The sequence below is a fragment of the Streptomyces sp. NPDC018693 genome, from assembly GCF_044391385.1.
Taxonomy (GTDB): Bacteria; Actinomycetota; Actinomycetes; order Streptomycetales; family Streptomycetaceae; genus Streptomyces.
Genome location: NZ_JBIRZZ010000002.1, coordinates 629,659 through 654,467 on the forward strand (window position 1 = coordinate 629,659; position 24,809 = coordinate 654,467).

15 protein-coding genes and 1 pseudogene are annotated in these 24,809 nt (G+C 71.6%); 12 read left to right on the plus strand and 4 right to left on the minus strand.

Annotation, left to right across the window (positions count from 1 at the left end; all coding sequences use genetic code 11):
- Nucleotides 1–71: 71 nt before the first annotated feature.
- Nucleotides 72–1,616, plus strand: coding sequence for an HD domain-containing phosphohydrolase (locus ACH5AC_RS07325; RefSeq protein ID WP_398860700.1), 1,545 nt, complete (start codon nucleotides 72–74; stop codon nucleotides 1,614–1,616).
- A gap of 13 nt (nucleotides 1,617–1,629) precedes the next feature.
- On the opposite strand, the gene ACH5AC_RS07330 is transcribed toward ACH5AC_RS07325, so the two are convergent.
- Both ACH5AC_RS07330 and ACH5AC_RS07335 read right to left on the minus strand, forming a co-directional pair.
- The gene (locus tag ACH5AC_RS07330) at nucleotides 1,630–2,439 is read right to left on the minus strand and encodes an alpha/beta fold hydrolase (RefSeq protein ID WP_398860702.1); all 810 of its coding nucleotides are present in this window, start codon (nucleotides 2,437–2,439) and stop codon (nucleotides 1,630–1,632) included.
- Nucleotides 2,436–3,320 (minus strand): alpha/beta fold hydrolase, encoded by an 885-nt coding sequence (locus ACH5AC_RS07335; RefSeq protein WP_398860703.1) that lies wholly within the window; start codon nucleotides 3,318–3,320, stop codon nucleotides 2,436–2,438. Before ACH5AC_RS07335 ends, ACH5AC_RS07330 begins: the two co-directional genes overlap by 4 nt.
- A gap of 463 nt (nucleotides 3,321–3,783) precedes the next feature.
- Here ACH5AC_RS07335 and ACH5AC_RS07340 point away from each other — a divergent pair, with 463 nt between their 5' ends.
- From ACH5AC_RS07340 to ACH5AC_RS07355, 4 genes are all read left to right on the plus strand, one after another.
- Nucleotides 3,784–6,330, plus strand: a complete 2,547-nt coding sequence (locus tag ACH5AC_RS07340; protein ID WP_398860704.1) for an ATP-binding protein — start codon at nucleotides 3,784–3,786, stop codon at nucleotides 6,328–6,330.
- 150 nt (nucleotides 6,331–6,480) lie between these two features.
- Nucleotides 6,481–7,893, plus strand: a complete 1,413-nt coding sequence (locus tag ACH5AC_RS07345) for a TrkH family potassium uptake protein (RefSeq protein WP_398860705.1) — start codon at nucleotides 6,481–6,483, stop codon at nucleotides 7,891–7,893.
- Entirely contained in the window at nucleotides 7,886–8,608 is a 723-nt protein-coding gene (locus ACH5AC_RS07350; RefSeq protein ID WP_398860707.1) for a potassium channel family protein, read from the plus strand. The genes ACH5AC_RS07345 and ACH5AC_RS07350 overlap by 8 nt, the downstream gene beginning before the upstream one ends.
- Before the next feature lie 182 nt (nucleotides 8,609–8,790).
- The gene (locus tag ACH5AC_RS07355) at nucleotides 8,791–9,159 is read left to right on the plus strand and encodes a hypothetical protein (protein WP_398860708.1); all 369 of its coding nucleotides are present in this window, start codon (nucleotides 8,791–8,793) and stop codon (nucleotides 9,157–9,159) included.
- Nucleotides 9,160–9,380: 221 nt separating this feature from the next.
- Here ACH5AC_RS07355 and ACH5AC_RS07360 read toward each other — a convergent pair whose 3' ends face one another.
- Both ACH5AC_RS07360 and ACH5AC_RS07365 read right to left on the minus strand, forming a co-directional pair.
- On the minus strand, nucleotides 9,381–12,005 hold the full coding sequence (locus ACH5AC_RS07360; RefSeq protein ID WP_398860709.1) for an RICIN domain-containing protein: 2,625 nt from the start codon (nucleotides 12,003–12,005) through the stop codon (nucleotides 9,381–9,383).
- Between the two features lie 158 nt (nucleotides 12,006–12,163).
- Nucleotides 12,164–12,625: a GNAT family N-acetyltransferase gene (locus ACH5AC_RS07365; RefSeq protein ID WP_398860710.1), complete on the minus strand. Its 462-nt coding sequence runs from the start codon at nucleotides 12,623–12,625 to the stop codon at nucleotides 12,164–12,166.
- 206 nt (nucleotides 12,626–12,831) lie between these two features.
- Here ACH5AC_RS07365 and ACH5AC_RS07370 point away from each other — a divergent pair, with 206 nt between their 5' ends.
- The 7 genes and pseudogenes from ACH5AC_RS07370 to putP all read left to right on the plus strand — a co-directional run bounded on the left by ACH5AC_RS07370 (nucleotide 12,832) and on the right by putP (nucleotide 24,768).
- Nucleotides 12,832–13,533, plus strand: a complete 702-nt coding sequence (locus ACH5AC_RS07370) for an SDR family oxidoreductase (RefSeq protein ID WP_398860712.1) — start codon at nucleotides 12,832–12,834, stop codon at nucleotides 13,531–13,533.
- Nucleotides 13,534–13,561: 28 nt separating this feature from the next.
- The gene (locus tag ACH5AC_RS07375) at nucleotides 13,562–14,440 is read left to right on the plus strand and encodes an alpha/beta fold hydrolase (RefSeq protein WP_398860713.1); all 879 of its coding nucleotides are present in this window, start codon (nucleotides 13,562–13,564) and stop codon (nucleotides 14,438–14,440) included.
- Between the two features lie 157 nt (nucleotides 14,441–14,597).
- The gene (locus ACH5AC_RS07380; RefSeq protein ID WP_398860714.1) at nucleotides 14,598–15,056 is read left to right on the plus strand and encodes an SRPBCC family protein; all 459 of its coding nucleotides are present in this window, start codon (nucleotides 14,598–14,600) and stop codon (nucleotides 15,054–15,056) included.
- Between the two features lie 280 nt (nucleotides 15,057–15,336).
- Nucleotides 15,337–18,171, plus strand: a complete 2,835-nt coding sequence (locus tag ACH5AC_RS07385; RefSeq protein ID WP_398860715.1) for a glycoside hydrolase family 2 TIM barrel-domain containing protein — start codon at nucleotides 15,337–15,339, stop codon at nucleotides 18,169–18,171.
- A 103-nt stretch (nucleotides 18,172–18,274) separates the two neighbouring features.
- A pseudogene (locus ACH5AC_RS07390) lies at nucleotides 18,275–19,086 on the plus strand (DUF418 domain-containing protein).
- 138 nt (nucleotides 19,087–19,224) lie between these two features.
- Nucleotides 19,225–21,030, plus strand: coding sequence for an ABC transporter ATP-binding protein (locus ACH5AC_RS07395; protein WP_398860716.1), 1,806 nt, complete (start codon nucleotides 19,225–19,227; stop codon nucleotides 21,028–21,030).
- A 147-nt stretch (nucleotides 21,031–21,177) separates the two neighbouring features.
- Complete coding sequence (gene putP / locus ACH5AC_RS07400) at nucleotides 21,178–24,768, plus strand: sodium/proline symporter PutP (RefSeq protein ID WP_398860717.1); 3,591 nt, start codon at nucleotides 21,178–21,180, stop codon at nucleotides 24,766–24,768.
- Nucleotides 24,769–24,809 lie beyond the last annotated feature (41 nt).

Consider the following 24,809-nt stretch of genomic DNA (forward strand, 5'->3'; position numbering starts at 1 on the left):
ACCAGCGGGCCATGCTGCCGGGTGGAGAACACGTGGGAAAATGGGCATGCCCCTACCTCCGGGGAGTGACCATGCCGGAGCAGTCGCGGTTGACGGAGCTGCTGGCCGCCCTGTCGGTGGCCACCGACCTCGGCATGGGGCAGCCGCCGGAGAAGGCGGTCCGGTCCTGTCTGCTGGCGACCGGTCTCGCCAGGGCCCTGGATCTGCCCGAGCGGCAGGTGCGGGACGTGTATCTGGCCTCCCTGCTGCGCCACCTCGGCTGTACGGCCACGGCGGCCGTCGAGGCACGCCTGTTCGGCGGCGACGAACTGGCGTCACGGTCGGCCGCCGAACCCGCGGACTTCGGTGACGCCCGGGAGATGCTCGCCCTGACCCTCGGCACCGGACGGGGCGCGGGCGTGCACCGGCCGCGGCTGGTGACCCGCGCCGTCCTGGGCAACCTCCAGCACGGGAAGACGATCTTCCGGTCCGTCTGCGAGGCGGCCTCCCTGCTCGCCGGCCGGCTCGGCCTCGGCCAGGAGGTCCGGGACTGTCTGTTCCAGCAGTTCGAGCGGTGGGACGGCAAGGGTGAGCCGCAGGGGCTGGCGAAGGACGAGATCGCGCTCCCGGCGCGGATCAGTGAGGTGGCCACGCAGGCCGTGCTGTTCCACCGGTCCGGCGGGCCGGACGCGGCCATGGCCGCACTGGGGCGCAGGGCAGGAGGCTGGTTCGACCCCGCCGTCGTCGACGTGTTCCGGCGGCACGGGCCCGCCCTGCTGCGCGGGATCGACGCCGTGGATCCGTGGGAGGCGGTTCTGGAGGCCGAGCCGGCGCCGGTGCGGTACGTGACCCGGGGCGAACTCGATCAGGTGGCGCGCGCCTTCGGGGACATGGTCGATCTCAAGGCGCCGTACACGCTGGGCCACTCGGCGGGGGTCGCCGCGCTGGCCGACGGCGCCGCCCGTTCGCTCGGACTGCCGGAACGCGAGGTCGAGGACCTGCGGCGGGCCGCGCTGCTGCACGACCTGGGGCGGGTCGGCGTCTCCAGCGGGATCTGGGACCGGCCCGGTCCGGTGACCCGTACCGAGCGTGAGCAGATCCGCCTGCACCCGTACCACACGGAGCGGATCCTGGCCTGTTCGCGCGTCCTCGAACCGCTGGGCCGCACGGCGGGCCTGCATCACGAGCGGCTCGACGGCAGCGGCTACCACCATGGGCTGCCGGCCGCCGGGATCCCCGTGGCGGCGCGGATCCTCGCGGCCGCCGACACGTACCAGGCGGCGACGCAGAACCGTCCGCACCGGCCCGCCCACAGCCCCGCCCGGGCCGCCGACCTGCTGGCCGAGGAGGCCGCGGCCGGCCGTCTCGATCCCGACTGCGCGCGGGCCGTCGTAGCGGCCGCCGGGCAGGTGCCGCCGCGGCTGCGGCCGAGCCCGCCGGCCGGGCTCACGGACCGGGAGGTCGACGTGCTGCGTCTGCTGGCCCGCGGTCTGACGAACAGGGAGATCGCCGGCCGGCTGGTGATCTCGCCCCGCACCGCCGAGCACCACGTCCAGCACATCTACGGCAAGATCGGCCACTCCACCCGCGCGGCCGCCGCCCTGTTCGCCATGGAGCACGACCTGGTGAGGGGCTGAGACCCCCCCGGGTTCATGACGTGAGGAACCCCCGTACGACCGCCGCCACCATCGCCGGGTCCGTCCGGTGGGCGATGTGCGCGTGACCGTCGAGGACACGGATCCGGGCACCGGGGATCGCCGCCGCGGCCCGGTCGGTGGCCTGCTTGAGCGCCGGTGGGCTCTCGGAGCCGGACAGGAGGAGTGTCCGTGCCGTGATCCCGGTGAACTGTCCGGGCCGGTAGACCCACTCCTCCTCGGCCCGTGCCTCCCGGGCCACGGTCGGTGCCACGGCGACGCGGCGTGCCCACTCCGGGCCGGAGCGTACGGCGTCGATCTGCGCGTCGGTGAACTCCAGCACGTCCCGGAGCACCAGGACGACGGCTTCCTCGTCGTCTCCGTCGGCGAGCGCCCGCTCGACCCTGCCGATCCAGCCGTCGGGGTAGACGAGCCCGAGGCTGGGCTCGTACAGCAGCAGGTGGCCGACGTTCCCCGTGAGCGTCGCGCCGCCCATGGCGAGGCTCGCCCCGTAGGAGTGGCCCCACACGGCGACCGGACCGCCGGTCCGGGCGGCCACGGCGTCGACGACGGCGGCCACGTCCTCGAACTCCCGCTCGATCGCATAGTCGGCTCCGTCACCGCTGGCGCCGAAGCCCCGGCGGTCCAGGGCGAAGGTGGTCAGGCCGGTACGGAGCTCGCCGACCAGGGCGGCCGAGACGGTGTGGTCCTGCAGCGAACCGTGCACCATGACCAGCGCGGGTCCCTCACCCTCGGCCCATACGGCGAGCGGGGTGCCGTCCGGGGCGCGGACGTCGAACCGGTTAATGCCGGGGCTGCCGCTCATCGCCGTGCCTCCTGCCTGCTCTCCGCGCGGGACATGAACGCCATGGTCACGCGCAGGAACGCCGCCGGATGCGTCACATGCGGAATGTGGCCCGCACCGGGGTACACGACGTGCTCGGCCTGCGGCAGCAGCTCCGCGAGCCGGGTCACCACCGGCCGGAACCAGGGCGGGCTCCGGTCACCGGACGTGAGCAGTACCGGTCCGCGATACCGGGCCAGCGCGGCCTGGTCGACGGTGTCGGCGCGGGGATCGCGGCCCTCGTCGAGGTAGGTCGGGGCGTTCCCGACGAACGTGCGCCGCATCCGGTCGGGCATCCGCGCCCAGCTGCCCGGCCCGAGGGCGACCGCGTCGACGAACAGCTCGGCCGCGCCGGCGTGGTCGCCCGCGTCGATGCGGCGCAGCACGTCCGCGAGTGGCCCCCGCCGCAGGGTCTCGACGGCGGCGGCCTCGGGACCGCCCCGCGGCAGCAGGGACCACAGCGGCGGCTCGTGCACGACGATCCCGCGCAGCAGGTGGGGGCGGGCCGCGGCCAGCCCGAGCGTGATGACCGCGCCGGCCGAGTTGCCGACGACCCAGGCCGGGGCCGCCCCGAGCCGCTCGATCAGCGCGGCGAGATCGGCCACGTCCTCGTCGAAACTGCCCTGGCCCAAGACGCGCTCGCTGTCGCTGTGGCCCCTCCGGTCGTAGGTGACGACGCGGAACCGGGGGACCAGGCCCGGTACGACCGGATCCCAGTTGTGGTGCGAACCCCAGCTGCCGTGCACGAGCACGAGCGGAACCGGCCCGTCACCGGCCGCCGCGTACGCGATCCGCACCCCGTTGACCCGAACGAACTCCACGGGACCCGCCGAGACGACGGCGCCCTCACCGATGCCGGCCATCTCACCGCTCCTCTCCTCGGACCTCGCCACCATGCTGGCGAGGCCACGGGCCGGCGCGCATCGGCAGACCTACCCATTCGGTGCGACCTCCCTCGACCGGCCGGCGCGATCGGCGCGTAAGGAGTGCGTCAAAGGGAGCGGCGTCGCCGTAAGAGGGGCGTCAAGGGGCGTTGAGTCCGGCCGCACGGGGCGTTTGCTGGTGTGGTCAGTCCGATGTCGAGTCCTGTTCAGGGAGCCTGCGATGGCCGACGTGGCCTTCGTCTTCGCCGCCGTCGTGGTGTTCGCGCTGGTGGCGCTCATCGCCAAAGGAGTGGGCCGGCTGTAGGCGCCGGACGGCGGCCGCCCTCGCCCTCCCCGGTTCCTGCCCGGCCGAACTATCTTCGGGTGTACACGGCCCGGCTGGGGGTGGTGAGCCGGTATGAGCCCCGCCGCACATCCCCGCAGAGACGAGACACCGAGACCCATGGCACGCGGCAAGCTACGCATCTACCTCGGCGCGGCACCCGGCGTCGGCAAGACCTACGCCATGCTCTCCGAGGCCCACCGGCGCGTGGAGCGCGGCACCGACTGCGTGGTCGGCTTCGTGGAGCACCACGACCGGCCGCGCACCGAGGTGATGCTGCACGGCCTGGAGGTCACGCCGCGCCGCGAGATCGAGTACCGGGGTACGACGTTCACGGAGATGGACGTCGACGCGGTCCTGGCCCGCCGCCCCCAGGTGGCGCTGGTCGACGAGCTCGCACACACCAACGTGCCCGGCTCCCGCAACACCAAGCGCTGGCAGGACGTCGAAGAGCTGCTGGCCGCCGGTGTCGACGTGATCTCCACCGTGAACATCCAGCACCTGGAGTCGCTGGGTGACGTCGTCGAGGCGATCACCGGCATACGGCAGCAGGAGACCGTCCCCGACGAGGTGGTCCGGCGCGCCGACCAGATCGAGCTGGTCGACATGTCCCCGCAGGCGCTGCGCCGCCGCATGGCGCACGGCAACATCTACCAGCCGGACAAGGTCGACGCGGCCCTGTCGAACTACTTCCGGCCCGGCAACCTGACCGCGCTGCGGGAGCTTGCGCTGCTGTGGGTGGCGGACCGGGTCGACGAGTACCTGCAGCAGTACCGCGGGGAGCACAACATCCGCTCCACCTGGCAGGCCCGTGAGCGGATCGTCGTAGGGCTGACCGGCGGCCCGGAGGGGCGGACGCTGATCCGGCGGGCGGCGCGGCTGGCGGAGAAGGGCGCCGGCGGCGAGGTCATCGCCGTGTACATCGCGCGCAGCGACGGGCTGACCTCCGCCTCGCCGAAGGAACTCGCCGAGCAGCGCGCCCTCGTGGAGGGCCTGGGCGGTACGTTCCACCATGTCATCGGCGACGACATCCCGTCCGCGCTGCTGGAGTTCGCGCGCGGCGTCAACGCCACCCAGATCGTCCTCGGCGTGTCCCGCCGCAAGAGCTGGCAGTACGTCTTCGGCCCCGGCGTCGGCGCGTCCGTCGCCCGGGAGTCCGGACCCGATCTGGACGTCCACCTGATCACCCACGACGCGGCGGGCAAGGGGCGCGGCCTGCCCCTGGCGCGGGGCTCCCGGCTCGGCCGCTCCCGGATCATCTGGGGCTGGCTGGTCGGTGTGGCCGGCCCGCTCCTGCTCACCTACGCCCTCACCCACGTCGCCACGGGCCCGGACCTCACCAACCACGTCCTGCTCTTCCTGACGCTGACGGTCGCCGCCGCACTGCTGGGCGGCCTGCGCCCGGCCCTCGCCTCGGCGACCGCGGGGTCACTGCTGCTGAACTACTTCTTCACCCCGCCCGTGCACACCTGGATCATCGCGGAGGCGGAGGACGTCGTCGCCATCGCGGCCTTCTTCGCGGTCGCGGTCGCCGTGGCCTCCGTGGTCGACGTGGCCGCCCGGCGCACCCAGCAGGCCGCGCGGCTGCGCGCGGAGTCGGAGGTGCTGTCCCTGCTGGCGGGCAGTGTGCTGCGCGGTGAGACCAGCCTGGAGGAGCTGCTGGAGCGCGTCCGGGACACCTTCGCCATGGAGACGGCGGCCCTGCTGGAGCGGGCGAGCGACCTCGATCCGTGGACCTGCGTGGGCAGCGTCGGAGACACCCGTGCGATCGAGCGGCCCGAGGACGCCGATGTCGACATGCCGGTCGGCGACCACATGGCGCTCGCCCTGTACGGCCGTGTCCTGCCCGCCGAGGACCGGCGCGTGCTGTCCGCCTTCGCCGCCCAGGCCGCCGTAGTCCTGGATGTCCAGCGCCTTCAGGTGCAGGCCGACCAGGCCAAGGAACTGGCCGAGGGCAACCGCATCCGCACGGCGCTCCTCGCCGCCGTCAGCCATGACCTGCGCACCCCGCTCGCCGCCATCAAGGCGTCCGTGTCCTCGCTGCGCTCCGACGACGTCGCCTGGTCGGAGGAGGACCGGGCGGAGCTGCTGGAGAGCATCGAGGCGGGCGCGGACCGGCTCGGGGGTCTGGTGGACAACCTGCTGGACATGTCCCGGCTGCAGACGGGCACCGTCACCCCGCTGATCCGGGAGATCGACCTCGACGAGGTCGTCCCGATGGCCCTGGTCGGCGTGGACGAGGACAGTGTCGGCCTCGACATCCCCGAGACGCTTCCCATGGTCGCCGTCGACAAGGGGCTGCTGGAGCGGGCCGTCGCCAACGTCGTCGAGAACGCCGTCAAGTACAGTCCCGACGACCGCCCCGTGCAGGTCTCCGCCAGCGCGCTCGGCGACCGTGTCGAGCTGCGGGTCGCCGACCGCGGCCCCGGCGTGCCGGACGACGCCAAGGAGCGCATCTTCGAACCGTTCCAGCGCTACGGCGACGCCCCGCGCGGCGCCGGCGTGGGACTCGGCCTCGCGGTCGCCCGCGGCTTCGCCGAGGCCATGCGGGGCACCCTGCACGCCGAGGACACCCCCGGCGGCGGCCTGACCATGGTCCTCACCCTTCGCACCGCCCCCGGCCGGCCCCCGGCCCGCCCCGATGTCGCGGCCACAACGATGACGTAACACCTGCGCCGCCGGGTCGGGGCCGATCGCTGCCGCTCGCTCTTCCGTTCGGTTAGGGTGTGCCGCCGGGATCTGGGCGCCGACCTGTCGGAACCATGACGATGACTTGGCGGACACGACAGCGGACACGACAGGTGGAGGAGCCGAAGCGTGGCGGGACGTGCCATGGCGCGGTCGACGGGACCGACGCGCCCATCCAGGGCGGTGCGGGGATGGCACGCGCTGTTCACGGCTCATCCCGCGCGGACGGTGGTGACCGGATTCGGCGCGGTGATCCTGCTGGGGACCGTGCTGCTGATGCTGCCGGTGGCCAGCGAGGGCGGCGGCCGCACGGACGTGGTGACCGCGCTGTTCACGGCGACCTCGGCGGTCTGTGTGACGGGCCTGGTGGTCGTGGACACCGGCACCTACTGGAGCGGTTTCGGCGAGGGCGTGGTCCTGGCGCTGTTCCAGGTCGGCGGCTTCGGCATCATGACGATGGCCTCGCTGCTCGGCCTGCTGATCTCCGGCAAGCTGCGGCTGCGCATGCAGCTGACCGCGCAGGCCGAGACGAAGAGCCTGGGCATCGGGGACGTACGGCGGGTGCTGCTGGGTGTCGCCGGGTGCACCGTGGCGGTGGAGCTGGCGGTGGGCGCGGTCCTGGCGCTGCGGCTGCGCTTCGGGTACGCGGAGTCGATCGGCGACGCGACGTATCTGGGGTTCTTCCACGCGGTGTCCGCCTTCAACAACGCCGGGTTCGGCCTGCACGCGGACAGCCTGACCCGGTACGCCCAGGATCCCTGGATGACGCTGCCCGTCGCGGTGGCCGTGATCCTCGGCGGCATCGGCTTCCCGGTGCTGCTGGAGCTGCTGCGGCACCGCCGACGGCGGCAGCTGACCGGCCGGCGCGGCTGGTCGCTGCACCTCAGGCTGACGGTCGTCACGACGGCGGTGCTGCTGCTGGCGGGCACCGTGCTGACGTGCGTCCTGGAGTGGACCAACGCGGGCACGCTGGGCCCGTTCGACTGGTACAAGAAGATCCTCGCCGGGTTCTTCCACTCGGCGATGTCCCGCACGGCCGGGTTCAACAGTGTCGACGTCGGCGCGATGACGGACGCGACGCTGCTGCTGACCTGCATGCTGATGTTCGTCGGCGGCGGCAGCGCGGGCACGGCGGGCGGCATCAAGGTCACCACCTTCGCGGTGCTGGGCGCGGCGATGGTGGCCGAGGTGCGCGGCGAGCCGCACTCCGGCGTGATGGGCCGCCGGCTCGCTCCGCATGTGCTGCGGCAGGCGCTGACCGTGGCGCTGGCCGGGGTGGGCTTCGTGATGACCGCGACCCTCGCCTTGCTCGCCGTCGTCCACAAACCCTTCGAGCAGGTGCTCTTCGAGGCCGTGTCGGCGTTCGGCACGGTCGGGCTGTCCACCGGTATCACCGGGGACCTGCCGACCTCAGGGCGCCTGATCGTCATCGTGCTCATGTTCGTCGGCCGGCTCGGACCGGTCACCCTGGTCTCGGCGCTCGCTCTGCGCGAGCGGACCCGCCGCTACCAGCTACCCGAGGAGCGACCTGTCATTGGCTAGTTACCTGCACTCCCTGCGCCGCCGCCGCGCCAAGCAGCTCTCGGTCCAGTACGCCAACCCCCACGGCGACCAGCGCGTCGCGGTGATAGGTCTCGGCCGGTTCGGCAGCTCGCTGGCCAACGAGCTGATGCGGCGCGGCTGGGACGTCCTCGGTGTCGACACCGACCCCCACCTCGTGCAGAAGATGAGCGACGACCTCACCCACGCGGCCGTCGCCGACTGCACCGACTCCGAGGTGCTGCGGCAGCTCGGCGTGCACGAGTTCACCAGCGCCGTCGTCGGCATCGGCACCGACATAGAGGCGTCCATCCTCATCGCCTCCAACCTGCTGGAGGCCAGGGTCCCGAACATCTGGGCGAAGGCCATCAGTCGCCAGCACGGCCAGATCCTGGAACGCCTCGGCGTCCACCACGTGGTCCTGCCCGAACACGAGATGGGCGAGCGCGTCGCCCACCTGGTGACCGGCCGCATGCTGGACTTCATCGAGTTCGACGACAACTACGCCCTGGTCAAGACGGTCACCCCGGCGGTGGCCACCGGCGTACCGCTGGGCGAGAGCGGGGTCCGGACCAAGTACGGCGTCACCGTCGTCGGGATCAAGCGGCCCGGCGAGGGTTTCACCCATGCCACCGCCGAGACGGTCATAGAAAAGGGCGACGTCATCATCGTCACCGGCAAGATCCAGGCGGTGGAGTCCTTCGCCGAACTGGACTGACGGTACGCAAGCCGTCGACCGCGTACCCGATGAACCCGTACGGAACCCGTTAAGAAGACCGGCCGGCCCGCCCGGAACCGTTGTCGCTGCGCTGAGATGTCACCAGTGGTATGTGGCGCCGTGATCGGGAAGGGAAGCCGCCGATGGTGGAATGGCGGCCGTGGAGGGCCGGGATCCGGCCGGTGCCCGAGCCCGTGGCCACCCCACTGGTGTGGGCCGCCGCCTTCACCGGCGCGCTCCTGGTCACGGCCGCCCTGGCCGCGACCCGCGCGCTGACCGAGCCGCCCCACGCCCTGCTCGCCCTGTGTGCCCTGGCCGCCCTGCTGGGCCTGTGCGCCCGCTTCACCGCGGCACCGGGCACCGCACTGGTGTGCTGGCTCTTCCACAACGGCTTCGCCACCGCCCCGCACGGAGAACTCGCCTGGCAGCCCGGCACGGACGCCTGGCACCTGACCGCCCTGACCACGGCAACCGTCCTCGGCACGACGACCACCCACCTCGTCAACGCCCATGGCGCCTACCGCCGCGTCACCCCGGGCGGCGACGCGTAGCCGAGGGCCATTCGTCGATGGCCGAGCAGTGACCTGCCGGCGCCGACCGCGCACGCCGCAGGGGGCGTGAGCGGGTGCGCTCACGCCCCCTGGGGTACGGGGGTCTCCCGAGGGCTCTCACGAAGAGGCGGGCCCCTTTGGGCCACCGGGGCCTCCGCGAGGTGCCTCAGCCGTGGCGGGGCCGCAGGGCGTTGTGGCCGCGGCCCCGTTCGGGGGTGGGGTCAGGACGGGTCGCCGTACTGGAGGCCGCGGCCGTTGGTGCCGACGTAGACGCGGCCGAAGGTGTCGGGGTCGCCGGTGATGACGCCCGAGCTGCCGATGGCGCCCCACTGGTGGGCGTCGTCGTTGACGCGGAGCCAGGTGGCGCCCTTGTCGGTGGAGCGGAAGACTCCGGTGACGTCCTTGACGGTGCCGATCAGGTACAGCGCCTGGTAGGAGGCGCCCGGCGCGGCCTTGCCGAAGCCGAGGGCGGAGGCCGACTTCACCGTGCTGAGCGTGGTGAAGGTGCGGCCGCCGTCGGTGGAGTGCAGCAGCCCCTTGCTGTCGCCCGCGATCCACAGGTCCCCGGCGATGCCGGGGACGGCCTCGAGCCGGCCGTTGGGCAGGTTGGTGGCGCGGGCGGTGAAGGTCGCGCCGCCGTCGGTGCTGGCGTAGAGCGTGCCGCCGGACAGTGAGTAGAAGGTCTTGGCCGAGGAGCGGTCGGCGACGACCACGGCGCCGGTGCCCAGGCCGCCGACCCTCGACCAGCTGGCCCCCTTGTCGGTCGAGCGGTACGGGGCCTGCCCGTCCTGGGTCCAGACGATGGCGGAGCCGTCAGCGGCCAGCGCGATGTGGCCGTCCTGGGCGCCGGCCACCGGCTCCGACCTGAAGCCGGTCCAGTTGCTGCCGCCGTCGGTGGAGTAGGCGCCGTCCTTCTCGCCGCCACGGCCGACGCGGACCATCAACGACGGGTTGGACTGGGCGAAGTCGATGTCGGTGCTGTTGGTCATCATCGGGTTGTCCAGTCGCCCGTCGGGCACCTTGGTCAGGGAGTCGTGGCGGAAGCCGCCCTGGTCGCCCATGGCGGTGACGACGGTGGCGCCGCCGGGCGGGGCGACCGCGTCCAGCAGCGCGGTCTCCTCCAGTCCTCGAGCCCCCGCGGTCCAGTGGCTGGTGCCGCCGCTGTCGCTGGCGTTGGCGTTCTTGCTGCGCCAGATGCCGTTGCCGGTGCCGTACAGCACGTGCCCCGAGTTGAACGGGTCGATGGCCAGGGCGGTCATCCAGTGCCCGGTGTGGTCACCGATGTAGGGAGCGGCGGAGGCGTTCCGTTCCGACTGGTTGGCCAGCGCCTTCCACGTCCCGCCGCCGTCGGTGCTGCGGTAGATCTCGTCCTCGGGCCACCAGCGGCCGAGGGTGGTGACCATCACCGTGGACGGCTTCTGCGGGTCGACGGCCAGGCCGGAGAACCCGTAGTTGCCCTGGGACGGGGAGATGTTCTTCCACGTCCCGCCGGACGGCGTGTGCTTCCAGACCGAACCCGCCGTCACGCCGTTGGGTCCGAGGTTGTTGGTGTACGTCAAGTACAGCGAGCCGTCCCCGGAGAGCACGCCGTGCTGCGGCATCTGGCCGGTGGGCTGCCCGGAGACGGGCTGCCAGGTGCTGCCGCCGTCGGTGGAGCGGTACAGGGAGGTGGACCTGTCGTTGACGCCGACGTAGATCGTCTTGCTGCCGGCCGGGCCGTACGTCACGAAGGAGATGCCCGCGCCGCTGCTCGCCCCGTCCTTGACGGGGAACGAGGAGACCGGCTTCCAGGTCGCACCGCTGTCCGTGCTGCGCCACAGGCCGTTCTTACGGGTGCCCAGCAGCAGGTTGCGGTTGTCCGCGGGGTCGACCACGAGCCGCTCGCCCGCGCCGCGGCCGTCCTCGTTGGCGCCCAGCTTGAACGGCAGATCGGTGCGCTCGAAGGTGCGGCCCCGGTCGGTGGAGCGCAGGATCGCGCCGTTGCCCGCCCAGTTGTTGGTGTAGGTGCCCGCCGACAGGTAGAGCCGGTTGGGGTCGACGGGGTCGGTGGCCAGCGCGTCGATGCCCAGCAGGTTCCAGTCCTTCTCACCGATCCAGTCGGTCAGCGGGATCCACTGCTCGGCCGCGGGGTCCCAGCGGTAGGCGCCGCCCATGTCGGTACGCGCGTACAGCAGGCCCTTCTCCCGCGGGTTGAACACCAGCCCGGTGACATAACCGCCGCCCACCACCTGGGCGTTCTTCCACGCGTACGGTCCGGTCGCGGCCGTCTGCGCCTCGGCCACCTTCACCAGCTCCCACTGCTGGTTGGTGCCGCCGTGGCCCGGATACTGGATGACCACCGCGCCCTGGGCCGTGGAGCCCCCGTGGACGTCCAGGACCTGGCCGCTGCTGCGGGAGGTGAAGGTGACGGCGCCGGAACCGCCCACCTCGTCGATGCGCCACTCCTGGGAGGGGGAGGAGCTGTCGGTCTGCTGTTCGGCGGCGGCCGCCCGGGCGGTGGAGTTGCCCGCTATGCCAAGGACTTTGCCGCTGTTGCGGTTGACCAGCTCGTAGTAGCCGTCCCCGACGGGCCGCAGCTTCCACTGCTGGTTGGCGGTGTTCTGGTCGGTGTACTGCTGGATACGGGTGCCGTCGGCGGTGGAGAAGGAGCTGACGTCCAGCACCTTGCCGCTGCGCACGGAGACCAGCCGGTAGTAGGCGTCGCCGTCGACCGTCGCGGCCTGCGAGTCCTCCTGCGCGAACAGGAGATACGGCACCAGGACGGCGGGCACGCCGATCAGCAGACCAGTGGCGGTCCAGCGACGCCGGTGACGCCCGCGGCGCCCGCCGTTCGTGGGGTTCTTCATGGGGGGTGTTACTCCTTGCAGCCGTTCACCAGAGGGAGGTGGATCCGGTCACCGGAACTGACCGGATCCGCCTCCTTGTTGTCACAGGCGCCGCACAGGGTTGCCGCGAGTCGGGAAATTTTTTTCAGGGCACCTCGCGGTGCGGTCGGACCGCGGATTCAGTCCTGGATGGTGACGACCATCCGCGGCAGCACTCTGCCGACGATGGAGCCCGAGGGGACGTTCCCTGTGCGGACCGCGCCCATCGCGCGGTAGAACGGCTCGGCATGCGGGTCCGCGTCGATCGCGAGCCGGGTGAACCCCAGGTCGCGTCCGGCGGCGATGGTGTGTTCGAACAGCAGGCGGCCGATCCCCTGGCCCATGGCCTGCGGCTCGACGAACATCATGCCCAGAACGCCGGTGGGTGGCTCTCCCTCAAGAGTCGTGAAGCCCAGGATGTGGCCGTCCCTGTCAGCCACCGTGGCTCGTCGGCGTGCGATCTCGTCCGCGGCAACGGTGAGTTCGTCCCGACACGCCTCCAGGAACTCGGCGTCATAGCCCCAATACGCCTTGGACCGCAGGGCCAGGTCGGTGAGTACGCCGGCCTCCGTTGCCCGCGCGGGCCTGATCATCACGTCCATCTACGTCCCCCCGGTTCAGGTGTGGGTCCTTCGACCTTCGCACCCCGCAGCCGTGCGGGAACAGTACGCGATGGCCTCCGGCCGGGCGGGACGAGCGTGGGGGCGGTCGACTGACCCTCCCGGCACCGCCCTGCCGGGCTTGCGTATGGAAACCGATCGGTTTACCTTGGTGGAAACCGATCGGTTTCTCATCTGTGGAGGCAGTCATGACCGCACTGAAGGGCGCAAACGTCTTCGTCACCGGCGGCAGCCGCGGCATAGGCAAGGCGCTGGTGGAGGAGCTGTACGCGCGCGGTGCCGGCAAGGTCTACGCCACGGCCCGCGACCCGCGCGGCGTCACGCACCCGGACGCGGTCCCGGTTGCGCTGGAGGTCACCGACCCGGCCTCCGTGGCGGCGGCCGCCGCGCAGGCGGAAGACGTCACCGTGCTGATCAACAACGCCGGCGCCGCGGTCGGCGCGTCCTTCCTCGACTCCCCGGTCGACGACGTGCGCCGGGAGTTCGAGACCAACTTCTACGGCCCGCTGCTGGTCACCCGGGCCTTCGTACCGGTCATCGAGCGCAACGGCGGCGGCCACCTCCTCAACGTGCACTCCGTGCTCTCCTGGATCGCCCTCGGCGGCTCCTACAGCGCCTCGAAGGCCGCCCTGTGGTCGCAGACCAACTCCCTGCGCCTGGAGCTCCAGCCCCGCGGCATCGCCGTCACCGGACTGCACGTCGGCTACGTCGACACGGACCTGGCGGCCGATGTCGACGCCCCCAAGGCCGACCCTCGCGACGTCGCCGCCCTCGCCCTCGACGGGGTCGAGACGGGTGCGTACGAGGTGCTCGCCGACGACATCTCGCGGCAGGTCAAGACGGGCCTGGCCGGCGACCTGGCGGGACTGTACGCCCAGCTGGCGAAGTAAGCCCCAACGCACCCAAGGAGTCGGCGAGATGCCCACCCAGGAGTCCCGTCCCACGATCCACATTCCGGGGACCACCAGCCACACCCTCGCCCCGCGCGCGGGACGCCACAGCCGCGAGGGAACGCTGCGCCACCTCAAGGCGGGCACCGGTGCCCCCCTGGTCCTGCTGCACACCGTGCGCACCCAGGCCGAGCACTTCCGCCTCCTCATCCCGCTGATCGCGGAACACTACACCGTGTACGCCCTCGACCTGCCGGGGATGGGCCACTCCGAGATCGTGCCCGGGGCGTCGTACGACGAGCCGGCCATGCGCGCGGGCGTCGAGCGGCTCCTCACCGGACTCGACCTCCACGACGTGACGCTGGTCGGGGAGTCGATGGGGGCGGTGCTCGCCCTGACCACCGCCGCCGATCTCCCGGAGCGGGTACGGCGCGTCGTCGCGGTCAACGCCTACGACTTCCGCGGCGGAATCGCCCGGTCCGGCCTCCTGGCCCGTGTCGTGGTCAGTGGTGTCCTCGCCCCGGGGGTGGGCCCGGTGATCGCCGGGGTCGAGCCCAGGCCCGCCCTCAGCAAGATCCTTCAGGGCGGGCTCGGCGACAAGAGCGCGCTGCGGGAGGACTACGTGGACGAACTCCTCCAGGTGGGCAGCCGCCCCGGCTACCCGACCGTCGCCCGAGCCGTGTACCAGGCCCTGCCCAGCCTCATCGCGGCCCGCTCCCGCTACCCCGAGGTACAGGCCCCCGTCCACCTCGTCTACGGCGAGAAGGACTGGTCCCGTCCCTCGGACCGGGAAGCCAACAAGCGACTGCTTCCGGCCGCCGACTTCACGCAGGTCCCCGAGGCAGGCCACTTCATCGCCCTGGAACGTCCCGACGTGCTGGCCGACCTGTTGACCGCGGTGGCCTGACCGGACGTCCAGCGGTTCGGACGGAGCGGGTGGTGGGGGCAGGTATGTGACCGCCCTTCCCTACGCGCGGGTGGTCCGCTGCGGCCTCCGGTTGCCTCCGACCGTCCGGGGTGCCTCCATGGAACGGCGGCCGGGCATCCGGGGAACGGGGCGGCGGATGAGTATCGACGTGACGGTGGAGCGGGTGATCCCGCTGACGTGTGACCGGGTGGCGGCGTATGCCATGGACTGGCACCACGATGCCGAGTGGACCCAGGGGATCCGGACGGCTCAGCTGACGCGGCAGGCGGAGGCGGGCGGTTTCGGGGTCGGGGCGGAGGTGACGCGGACGGCGTACTTCCTGGGCAAGCGGATCGACTACGTGCTGCGAGTCGCTGAGTACGACCCGCCGAGGCTGCTGGACATGGTCTCGGTGGCAGGCCCGATGCCGATGCACGTGACCTACTCCTTCGACCCGCTTCCGGACGGCGGCACGCTCGCCCGGATCCGTGTGCGCGGTGACGCCTCCGGCCTCTACCGGTTGGCCGGGCCGATGATGGGGCGCCAGGTGCGCTCGTCCCTGGTCAAGGATCTTCGGGACCTGGAGCGGCAGGTGAGCCGGCGAGCGGGAGGGTGAGCGGATCGACCACGGGCACGCCTTCGTGGCGAGCATGACGCCCGAGTAACGCCGGTCGGCGGCAGGCATCCCGAAGATGCCTGCCCGTCCTGCGACTTCTGCTGCCCTCTTGTGTTCGATTCATTCGACTCCTAATGTCGTCGTCGCTCCCCCGAGTGTGCTCTGATCTGCGGCGTTGTGCGCGCAAGCGCTTCGACGATTGTGTGCCGACCGGGCTCGTCGGCCACCCCGCACGTCCCCGCCGCCCCTCCCCGATGACCACCTGAAGGCTGGAGATTTCATGCAGATGTCACGCCGTGGCGTTCTGATACTCGGCGCCGCCGGGGCCGCCGGCGCGGCCGTCGCCGGAGGCATTCCCGCAGGCTCGGCCCTGGCCGCCGAGACGGCCGAGGCAACGGACGCCTCCACCCGCACCGAGCGCCTGTATCTGTCCGGAGAGGACGCCGACCACCCGGTCGACTGGGACTTCCTGTGCACCAGCGGGCGGCGCAGCGGCAGTTGGGACAGCATCCCGGTTCCGTCCAACTGGGAGTTCCACGGCTACGGCACGTACAACTACGGGTGGAATCTGCGCCCGGAGGAGAACGGCCACTACCGGCACACCTTCACGCCCCCCGCCCACTGGCGTGACAGACGCGTCTTCCTCGTCTTCGAAGGGGCGATGACCGAGACCGAGGCGTGGATCAACGGCGAGTCGGTCGGGCCCGTCCACCGCGGCGGCTTCTACCGGTTCCGTTACGAGGTGACCGGAAAGCTGCGTCCGGGCCAGGACAACCTCCTGGAGGTGACGGTCAGCAAGGAGTCCACCGACGACTCCGTCAACCGGGCCGAACGCCTCGGCGACTACTGGAACTTCGGCGGCATCTACCGCCCCGTCCACCTGGAGGCGTTCCCGCTCCAGCACATCGAACGCATCGCCGTCGACGCCCGCGCCGACGGCACGCTGCGGATCGACGCCCATCTGTCGGGCACCGGTTCCGCCGACCGTCTCGTCGCCCGGGTCACCGACCTGTCCGGCCGCCCGGTCGGCGCCCCGTTCACCGCGGCCGTCGCTCCCGGCGACACGAAGGTGACCCTCAGGACCACTGTCGACTCCCCCCGCCAGTGGACGGCGGAGACCCCGCACCTCTACCGCGTCGAGGTCGCGCTCCGCGCCGGCGACCGCCGCACCGTCCACCGCGTCGACGAGAGATTCGGCTTCCGCACCGTCGAGGTGCGCCCCGGCGACGGCGTGTACGTCAACGGCGTCAAGGCCATCCTCAAGGGAGCCAACCGGCACACCATCTGGCCCACGTCCGGCCGGGCGACCAGCGCGCGCATCAGTCGCAAGGACATCCTGCTGATGCAGGAGATGAACATGAACGCGGTCCGGATGGCCCACTACCCGCCGGACACGCACTTCCTCGACCTCGCCGACGAACTCGGGCTGTACGTGCTCGACGAACTGGCCGGCTGGCAGAAGTTCTACGACGAGGAGCCGGGCAGGCCCCTCGTCGCCTCGATGGTCACCCGTGACGTCAACCACCCGTCGATCCTGTTCTGGTGCAACGGCAACGAAGGCGGCTGGAACACCGCCCTCGACGACGACTACGCCCGCCACGACCCCCAGCAGCGCACCGTTCTCCACCCCTGGGCGAACTTCGGCGGCATCAACACCGACCACTACGAGACGTACGAGAGCACGCGCCGCATCCTCCAGGAAAAGGGCGACGTCTTCATGCCCACCGAGTTCCTCCACGGCCTGTACGACGGCGGCGCCGGCGCGGGGCTCGACGACTACTGGAAGCTGATGGGGCATGAGCGTCTCTCCGCCGGAGGCTTCCTGTGGGCACTGCTCGACGAGGGCATCGTGCGCGACGACCTCGGCGGCGCCATCGATGTGGCGAACAACGCCGCACCCGACGGCATCCTCGGCCCCTTCCGCGAGAAGGAGGCCAGCTTCTACACGATCAAGGACATCTGGTCTCCCGTACAACTCGCCGAGCCGGAGCGGTTCACCTCGGGCCTGCCGGACGACTTCGACGGGCGGATCCGCCTCACCAACCACTACGCCTTCACCAACACCCGTACCTGCCGCTTCTCTTGGCGGCTCCTGAACTTCCACACCCCCTCGCAGCGGCGGGACGGCCACACCGTACGCGCCCAAGGCACCGCCTCCGCCCCGGACATCGAGCCCGGCGCGCAAGGAGTGCTGCGCCTGCCCCTGCCGTACGGCTGGCGGCGTGCCGACGCCATGGCGCTCACCGTCACGGACGCCGACGGCCGCGAGATCCGCAGCTGGACCTGGACCATCGCGTCCGCCGCCGACCAGGCCCGGCGACTGGTACGGACGGGCCCGGGCCCTGCCGTACGCGGCTCCCTCACAGCCGCTGACAGGCTCACCCTCACCTCCCGCCACACCACGGTCACGCTCGACGCCACGACGGGCTTGCTGGCCGGTGTCACCCACCGAGGGACGGACTTCGCGCTGTCCCGCGGCCCGCTGCCCACCACCGGAACGGCCGACCTCACCCGCCTGACGCACGGCCCCGACGGCAACGGCTACTCGGTGCAGGCCGAGTACTCCGGCGTCCTGCGCCACGTCCGGTGGCATCTGCACCCCAGCGGCTGGCTGCAACTGCACTACCGCTACCACCTCACCGGCGAGCACGACTTCTTCGGCGTCGGCTTCGACCACCCCGAATCGCAGGTGACCGGAGTGACCTGGCTCGGCCACGGCCCCCACAGGGTGTGGAAGAACCGGCTGCGCGGCGTGGCGCCGGACGTCTGGACGAAGCAGTACAACGACACCGCCACCGGTGCCGACGGCTGGGAGTACCCGGAGTTCAAGGGCTACCACGCGGACGTCCGCTGGGCGTCCCTGCACACCACCGCCGGACGTCTCACGGTCGTCTCCGAGGACGAGGACCTCTACCTCCGCCTCTTCACCCCCCGCTTCGGACCCGACCCCCGCCACACCGCGCCGCCCTTCCCGAACGGCGATCTGTCGTTCCTCGACGCCATCCCGGCGATCGGCACCAAGTTCGACCCGCCGGCCGCGACCGGCCCCAGCGGCGGCCCCACCACGGCGACGGGCGACTACGCCCGAACCCTGTACTTCTCGTTCTCCCAGTAGCGCGTCCCGTCCACCACAGCCGTTCGTGTACGGCCGAGACCGACCCCCGCCGATCGGAGGGGGTCGGTCTCGGCCGACCGGCGGGCCTCCCGAAGCCCGGCGGATGGTCGACCGCCGGTCCGCCACGGCGACGGAACGCCCCGCTCCGACGGCGCGGCCGGTCGGGGTGGACCTCGCCCGTGCACTGGCCGTGTTCGGCATGTTCGGGCGTCGGCGCTGTTCGCCACCCTCGCCGGGTTCTCGTTGACGCTGATCGCAGGCCGCTTCGAGCCGAAGACCGGACTGGCCGGCCGGCAGGCGAAGGCGCGGATCGTGATCCGGGCCGTGATCCTGCTGGCCCTGCCCTGCTGCGGCTGCGGGCCAGGACGCTCCGATCACCGCGGTCACGCTCGCGGTCGTCACGCCGCAGGTGGCGTACGTGATCCGGGCGCTGCTCACCGAGTCGATCGTGAACAGCGTCGACTCCTGGGACCCGATCGCACGACTCTCCGGCGTGTGCCGTGCTCGATCTCCTGCTCACCGGCCTCTACGCGGCGATCACCTGGACGACGTTCGTAGTCACCGGCATGGCATCGGGATCCTTCGACATGCCGGTCGGCGGTGGGCTGGGTGGGCACCGACGCGTGGGGACTGCCGGCAGCCGAGCCGCACAGCGGTTCCACGTTCGACCTCATCGGCAGCCTGGGGATCGTGGTCGGCACCATGTCCCCGACCCTTTACGTGGGCCACATCCTGGTGATCCTCGCCCTGCCCGGCGAAGCGGCCACCCCGCCGCAGTCCGCCTCCACCGCGCGGCTGCTCTGCTTCATCGTCGGGGCCACCGGGTTCGCGGCGATCTGGTCCCGCTTCTTCCGCCGCGGACCGCTGGAGCACCTGCTCAACAGCGCCACCAAACGGGCGAATTCCGTCCGGTGAGCCTTGGTTGCTCCGGTCTCACTGTGCGCGGGCGGCTGCAGCCACTTGGCGGGGGTGCACCCGACGACCGTCGGATGGCCGACGGAAGGCCCGGGCTTCCACGCTGGCGGCATGACACAAATGTAGGGAAGGAATCCTGTGAACACCGCATCCGCCCCCAAGGCGACGGGTGCCGAGTCCTTGCGCGCCCACGAGACGTTCAAGGCGCTGTACGGGTACGTCCGGCCGCACCGGTGGGCCGTCGCGCTCGGTCTGTTGTGCGCGCTGGCCGGGGCCGCCGGGGGGCTGCTGCAGCCGCTGGCCACGAAGACGCTGGTCGACCGGCTCGCGTCCGGTGGCACGATCGGCACCGTCCTGCTGTTGTTGACCGTGCTGGTGCTGCTCAGCACGGTGGCCGAGGCGTTCGGTGCCTATGTGCTGGAACGGACGGCGGAGTCGGTGGTGCTCGCCGCCCGCCGCAGCCTCATCGGACGGTTGCTGCGGCTGCGGCCGGCGGAGGTGGACCGGATGCAGCCGGGCGATCTGATGTCGCGGGTGACCTCCGACACCACGCTGTTGCGGGCCGTCAGCACCCAGGCGGTGGTCTCCGCGGCGACGGGGGCGGTGACGCTGGTCGCGGCGGTCGTGGTGATGGCGTTTCTCGATGCCGTTCTGCTCGGTGTCACGCTCGGTGTGGTCGCGGTACTCGGTGCCGGCGTCGCGCTGGTGATGCCGAGGATCGGGCAGGCCACCGAGCGTTCGCAGGCGGCTGTCGGGGAGATGTCCACGGGCCTGGAGCGGGTCTTCGGCGCATTCCGTACGGTGAAGGCGTCCGGCGCCGAGGAGCGGGAGGCCGCTCGCGTCGAGGCGGCGGCACGCAGGGCTTGGCGCCACGGCGTGCGCAGCGCGAAGTGGGAGGCCCTGATGGGTTCGGCGGACAACCTCGCCGTCCAGCTGGCGTTCCTCGCGGTGCTCGCCGTCGGCGGGGCTCGCGTGGCGTCCGGGGAGATCGCCGTGTCCACGCTCATCGCGTTCCTGCTGTACCTCTTCTACCTGATGGAGCCGGTGTACAAGTTGGTCGAGGCCGCGTCCCACTACCAGGAGGGCGCGGCGGCGATTGCCCGGATCGCGCAGGTGGACGGCCTGGCGGTGGAGCCGCGGGACCGGCACCGGCCGGTGCGGGCGGCGGCGACGGAAGCGGTGCGGCCGCGTCCGGCGTCGGTCCGCTTCGAGGAGGTGTCCTTCCGGTACGGGCCCGGGCTGCCGTGTATCCACCAGCGGGTGGAGTTCGAGGTGCCGGGCGGCGGGATGACGGCCTTCGTCGGCCCCTCGGGCGCGGGCAAGTCGACGGTCTTCGCGCTCGTCGAGCGGTTCTACGAAGCGGCCGGCGGCCGCGTCCTGGTCGACGGCAAGGACGTGACCAAGTGGCCGCTGTCCGAGCTGCGGTCCGTCATCGGATACGTCGAGCAGGACGCGCCGGTGCTGGCCGGCACGCTGCGGGAGAACCTGGTCTTCGCCGCGCCCGACGCGACCGACGACGACATTCGCGAGGTCATCGCCCGGACCAGGCTCGACGCCCTCGTCGAGCGTCTCCCGCACGGCCTGGACACCCTGGTCGGGCACCGCGGCTCGAAACTGTCCGGCGGCGAGCGCCAGCGCATCGCGATCGCCCGCGCGCTGCTGCGCGGGCCCCGGCTGCTGCTCCTGGACGAGGCGACCTCACAACTCGACGCCGTCAACGAGCTGGCACTGCGGGACGCCATCGCCGAGACCGCACGCGAGACCACCGTGCTGGTGGTGGCCCACCGCCTGTCGACGGTCACGGAAGCCGACCGCATCGTCGTCATGGACGCGGGCAGGGTACGCGCGGTCGGCACCCACGAGGAGCTGGTGGCCAGGGACGAGCTGTACGCCCAGCTGGCGGCGACCCAGCTCCTGACCCCGGCGGGACACCCCCGCGGGTGAGACGGTGCGGCCGTGCGGCAACCGGTGCGGAGGTTCCGGTCGCTCCCTTACGACCCAGATCTGTACATTTGTACGCCAAGGCATACATGGCTGCCAGGCGTGCCGACGGTCGCGCCCATGCTCAGGAACCTCGCAGGCTAGGACACCATGTTCGACTTGAGTGCGCCGATCGTGACCACGTTCCTCGTGTATGTGGCCGCCATGATCGGAACAGGTGTCTGGGCGTACACCCGCACTCACACGTTCGCCGACTTCGCCCTGGGCGGCCGTCGGCTCAGCGCGCTCGTCGCCGCCCTGTCCGCGGGGGCCAGCGACATGTCCGGCTGGCTGTTCCTCGCGCTTCCCGGAGCGGTGTACGCGGCCGGGATCGGTGCCAGCTGGATCGCGGTCGGCCTGGTGGTCGGCACCTACCTCAACTGGCTGTTCGTCGCGCCGAGGCTGCGTACCTACACCGAGCACGCCGGTAACGCCGTCAACCTGTCGGCCTATCTGGAGGAGCGGTTCGAGGACCGCACCCGGATGCTCAGGATGGCCTCGGCGGCGGTCACCCTCGTGTTCTTCACGGTCTATGTCGCCAGCGGGCTGGTGGCCGGCGGTCTGTTGTTCGAGCAGGTCTTCGGCCTCCGTTTCGGGCTCGGGGTGACCCTGACCGCCCTGGTCATCGTCATCTACTCGGGCCTGGGCGGCTTCCTCGCCGTGAGCCTGACGCATGTGATGCAGGCCGCGCTGATGTTCCTCGCCCTGCTCGTGCTCCCCCTGGTCGGTGTCGGGTTCCTCGGCGGCTTCGGGGCACTGCGCGACGCTCTCGACGACAAGGCGCCGGGTCTGCTGGACATGGGGGCCGAGGTCGACTACGCGGACGGCCGGTGGTCGGCAGGCGGGTCACTCGGCGCCGTCGCGATCGTCTCGCTGCTCGCCTGGGGTCTCGGCTACTTCGGGCAGCCGCACATCCTGGCCCGCTTCATGGGCATCCGCAGCATCCGTGCCATCCCCGCGGCCCGCCGTATCGGAACGGGCTGGGTCGTCGTCGTGCTCGGCGGTGCCACGCTCGTCGGCCTCGTCGGGATCGCCCGGCTCGGCCCGCCGCTCAGTGACCCGGACACGGTGTACATCGTCCTGAGCCGGGTGCTGCTGAACCCCTGGATCGCCGGGGTGATGCTGATCGCGGTACTGGCCGCGATCATGTCGACAGCGGACAGCCAGCTCCTCGTGTCCTCCACCGCCCTCACGGAGGACTTCTACCGCGCGCTCCTCAACCGGCGTGCCTCGGACCGGGCGCTGGTGTGGGTCGGTCGCGGCGCCGTCGTCGTGGTGATCCTGGTGGCCTTCGTGATCGCGCTCAGGGGCGGTGGGCTGCTGGGCATCGTCGCCCACGCCTGGGCGGGCTTCGGAGCCGCCTTCGGGCCGGTCGTCCTCCTCTCGCTGTACTGGCCGCGCATGACCTGGGCGGGGGCCATGGCCGGGATCGTGTCGGGCGCGGCCACGGTGCTGCTCTGGAAGAGGATCAATCCACTGCTCGGGCCGCTCGAGTCGGGCATCTACGAGATGGTCCCGGGCGTGCTGGTCGCCACGGTCGCCGCACTGGCCTTCGGCAGGTTCGTCGGCCGTCCGCCGAAACGGGCCTTCTGGCGGATGCCGGGCGGCGGCGTGAACCAGCTGATGCTCGCGCCGTTCCTCACCCACGCACCGGTCGGTATCGCCGTCCTGGACACGGACCTGCGGTACGTCTGGGTGAACGAGCCGCTGGATCGCCTGATCCCCCTCGGACAACGGCTGGGACGGCGGGTGAAGGACGTGCTGCCGGTGCTGGAGGCGGAGGTGTTCGAGGAGAAGATGCGGACCGTTCTCCAGACCGGGGCCCCGGTGATGGACTACGAGTTCCGCGGCCCCCCTTACACGGCCCCCGACCGCGAACGCTTCTTCTCCGCCTCCTTCTTCGCGATGAAGGACCGCCAGGGCCGGGACGTGGGCATCTGGTACATGGTCATCGACGTCACCGAGCGCCGGCAGGCCCAGGAACGCCTGGCCCTGCTGAACCACGCCACCGCCTGTATCGGCAGCACGCTGGATGTGACGCGGACCGCGCAGGAACTGGCCGACGAGGCCGTGCCGTCTCTCGCCGACTTCGTCGCCGTCGACCTGCTGGACTCGGTCATGAGGGGCGAGGAGCCTGCCCCCGGACCGGTCGGCATGACGCCCGTCATCCGCCGCGCAGGGCAGCAGTCGGTGCGCGAGGGCAGTCCGGAGGCGAGTCTGGCCGTGGGAGAGACGGTACGGCGCGCTCCCGCGTCGCCCGTCACCCGCTGCCTGCTGGAGAGCAGGACCCTGGTGGAACGGGTCCTGGACCCCTCCACCAGCGCCTGGGTGACCGAGGACCAGTCCCTGGGCGCCTCCATCCGCGCGTTCGACTTCCGCTCGCTGATGGTGGTCCCGGTGCGGGCACGCGGCGTCACCCTGGGCGTGGCGACGTTCGCCCGGTCCGGGCGTCTCGGCCCCTTCGAGGACGACGACGTACGCCTCGCAGAGGAACTCGTCTCCCGCGCGGCGGTGTGCGTCGACAACGCGCGCCGCTTCACCCGCGAGCGCATCGCGGCCCGTTCCATGCAGCGTTCTCTGCTCCCGCAGGAGCTGACGGGAGGGTCCGCTCTGGAGGCGGCGTCGTGGTACCTGCCGGCGGATGCCCCCAGCGGTGTGGGCGGCGACTGGTTCGACGTGATTCCGCTCTCCGGAGCCCGCGTCGCCCTGGTCGTCGGGGATGTCGTCGGCCACGGCATGAACGCGGCGGCGACCATGGGGCGCCTGCGCACCGCGGTACGCACGCTCGCCAACCTGGACCTCCCCCCGGACGAACTGCTGGCCCATCTGGACGACCTGGTCATCGGCCTCATGGGAGCGTACGGCGACAAGGAGCCGGCGGAGGCCGGGGACGAGACCGCGGGTACCGCGTTCCTGGGGGCCACCTGCCTGTACGCCGTGTACGACCCGGTCATCAGACGCTGCACGCTGGCCCGGGCCGGTCACCTCCCGCCCGTGACCGTCGGCCCCGACGGTACCGTCGACATCCTCGACCTGCCCGCCGGACCACCACTCGGCCTCGGTTCCCTCCCCTTCGAGTCCGCCGAGGTGGAGCTGGCCGAAGGCAGCCTCATCGCCCTCTACACCGACGGTCTCATCGAGACCTACGACCGGGACATCGACGTCGGGCTCTCCCGACTGTGTGACGCTCTCGCGGTGCGCGGGCCGACGCTGGAGGAGATCGGCCGGGGCGCGGTCGATGCCCTGCTGACGCGTCCGCCGTCCGACGACGCGGCCCTGCTCCTCGCCCGGACCCATGTCCTGGCTCCGGACCAGGTCGTCTCCTGGGACCTGCCCCGCGATCCGGCCGCCGTCGCGCACGCCCGCACCCTCGCCGTCGGGCAGCTGGCGGAGTGGGGCATGGACGATCTCGGCTTCACCACGGAGCTCATCGCCAGCGAACTGGTCACCAACGCCATCCGCCATGCGACCGGACCGGTCTGCCTGCGCCTGATCCGGGACCGCGGCCTGATCTGCGAGGTCTCCGACGCCAGCAGCACTTCACCGCGCCTGCGCCATGCCCGGACCACCGACGAGGGAGGGCGGGGCCTGCTGATCGTGGCCCAGCTCGCCCAGCGATGGGGCACCCGCTACACGGCGACCGGCAAGACCATCTGGACGGAGCAGACCATTCCCGCCGACACGTTGGCGCCTTCCAGGTAGGTCACTGGGCCGCTGACCTGGGCCTCGCGGCTCCTCGGCAC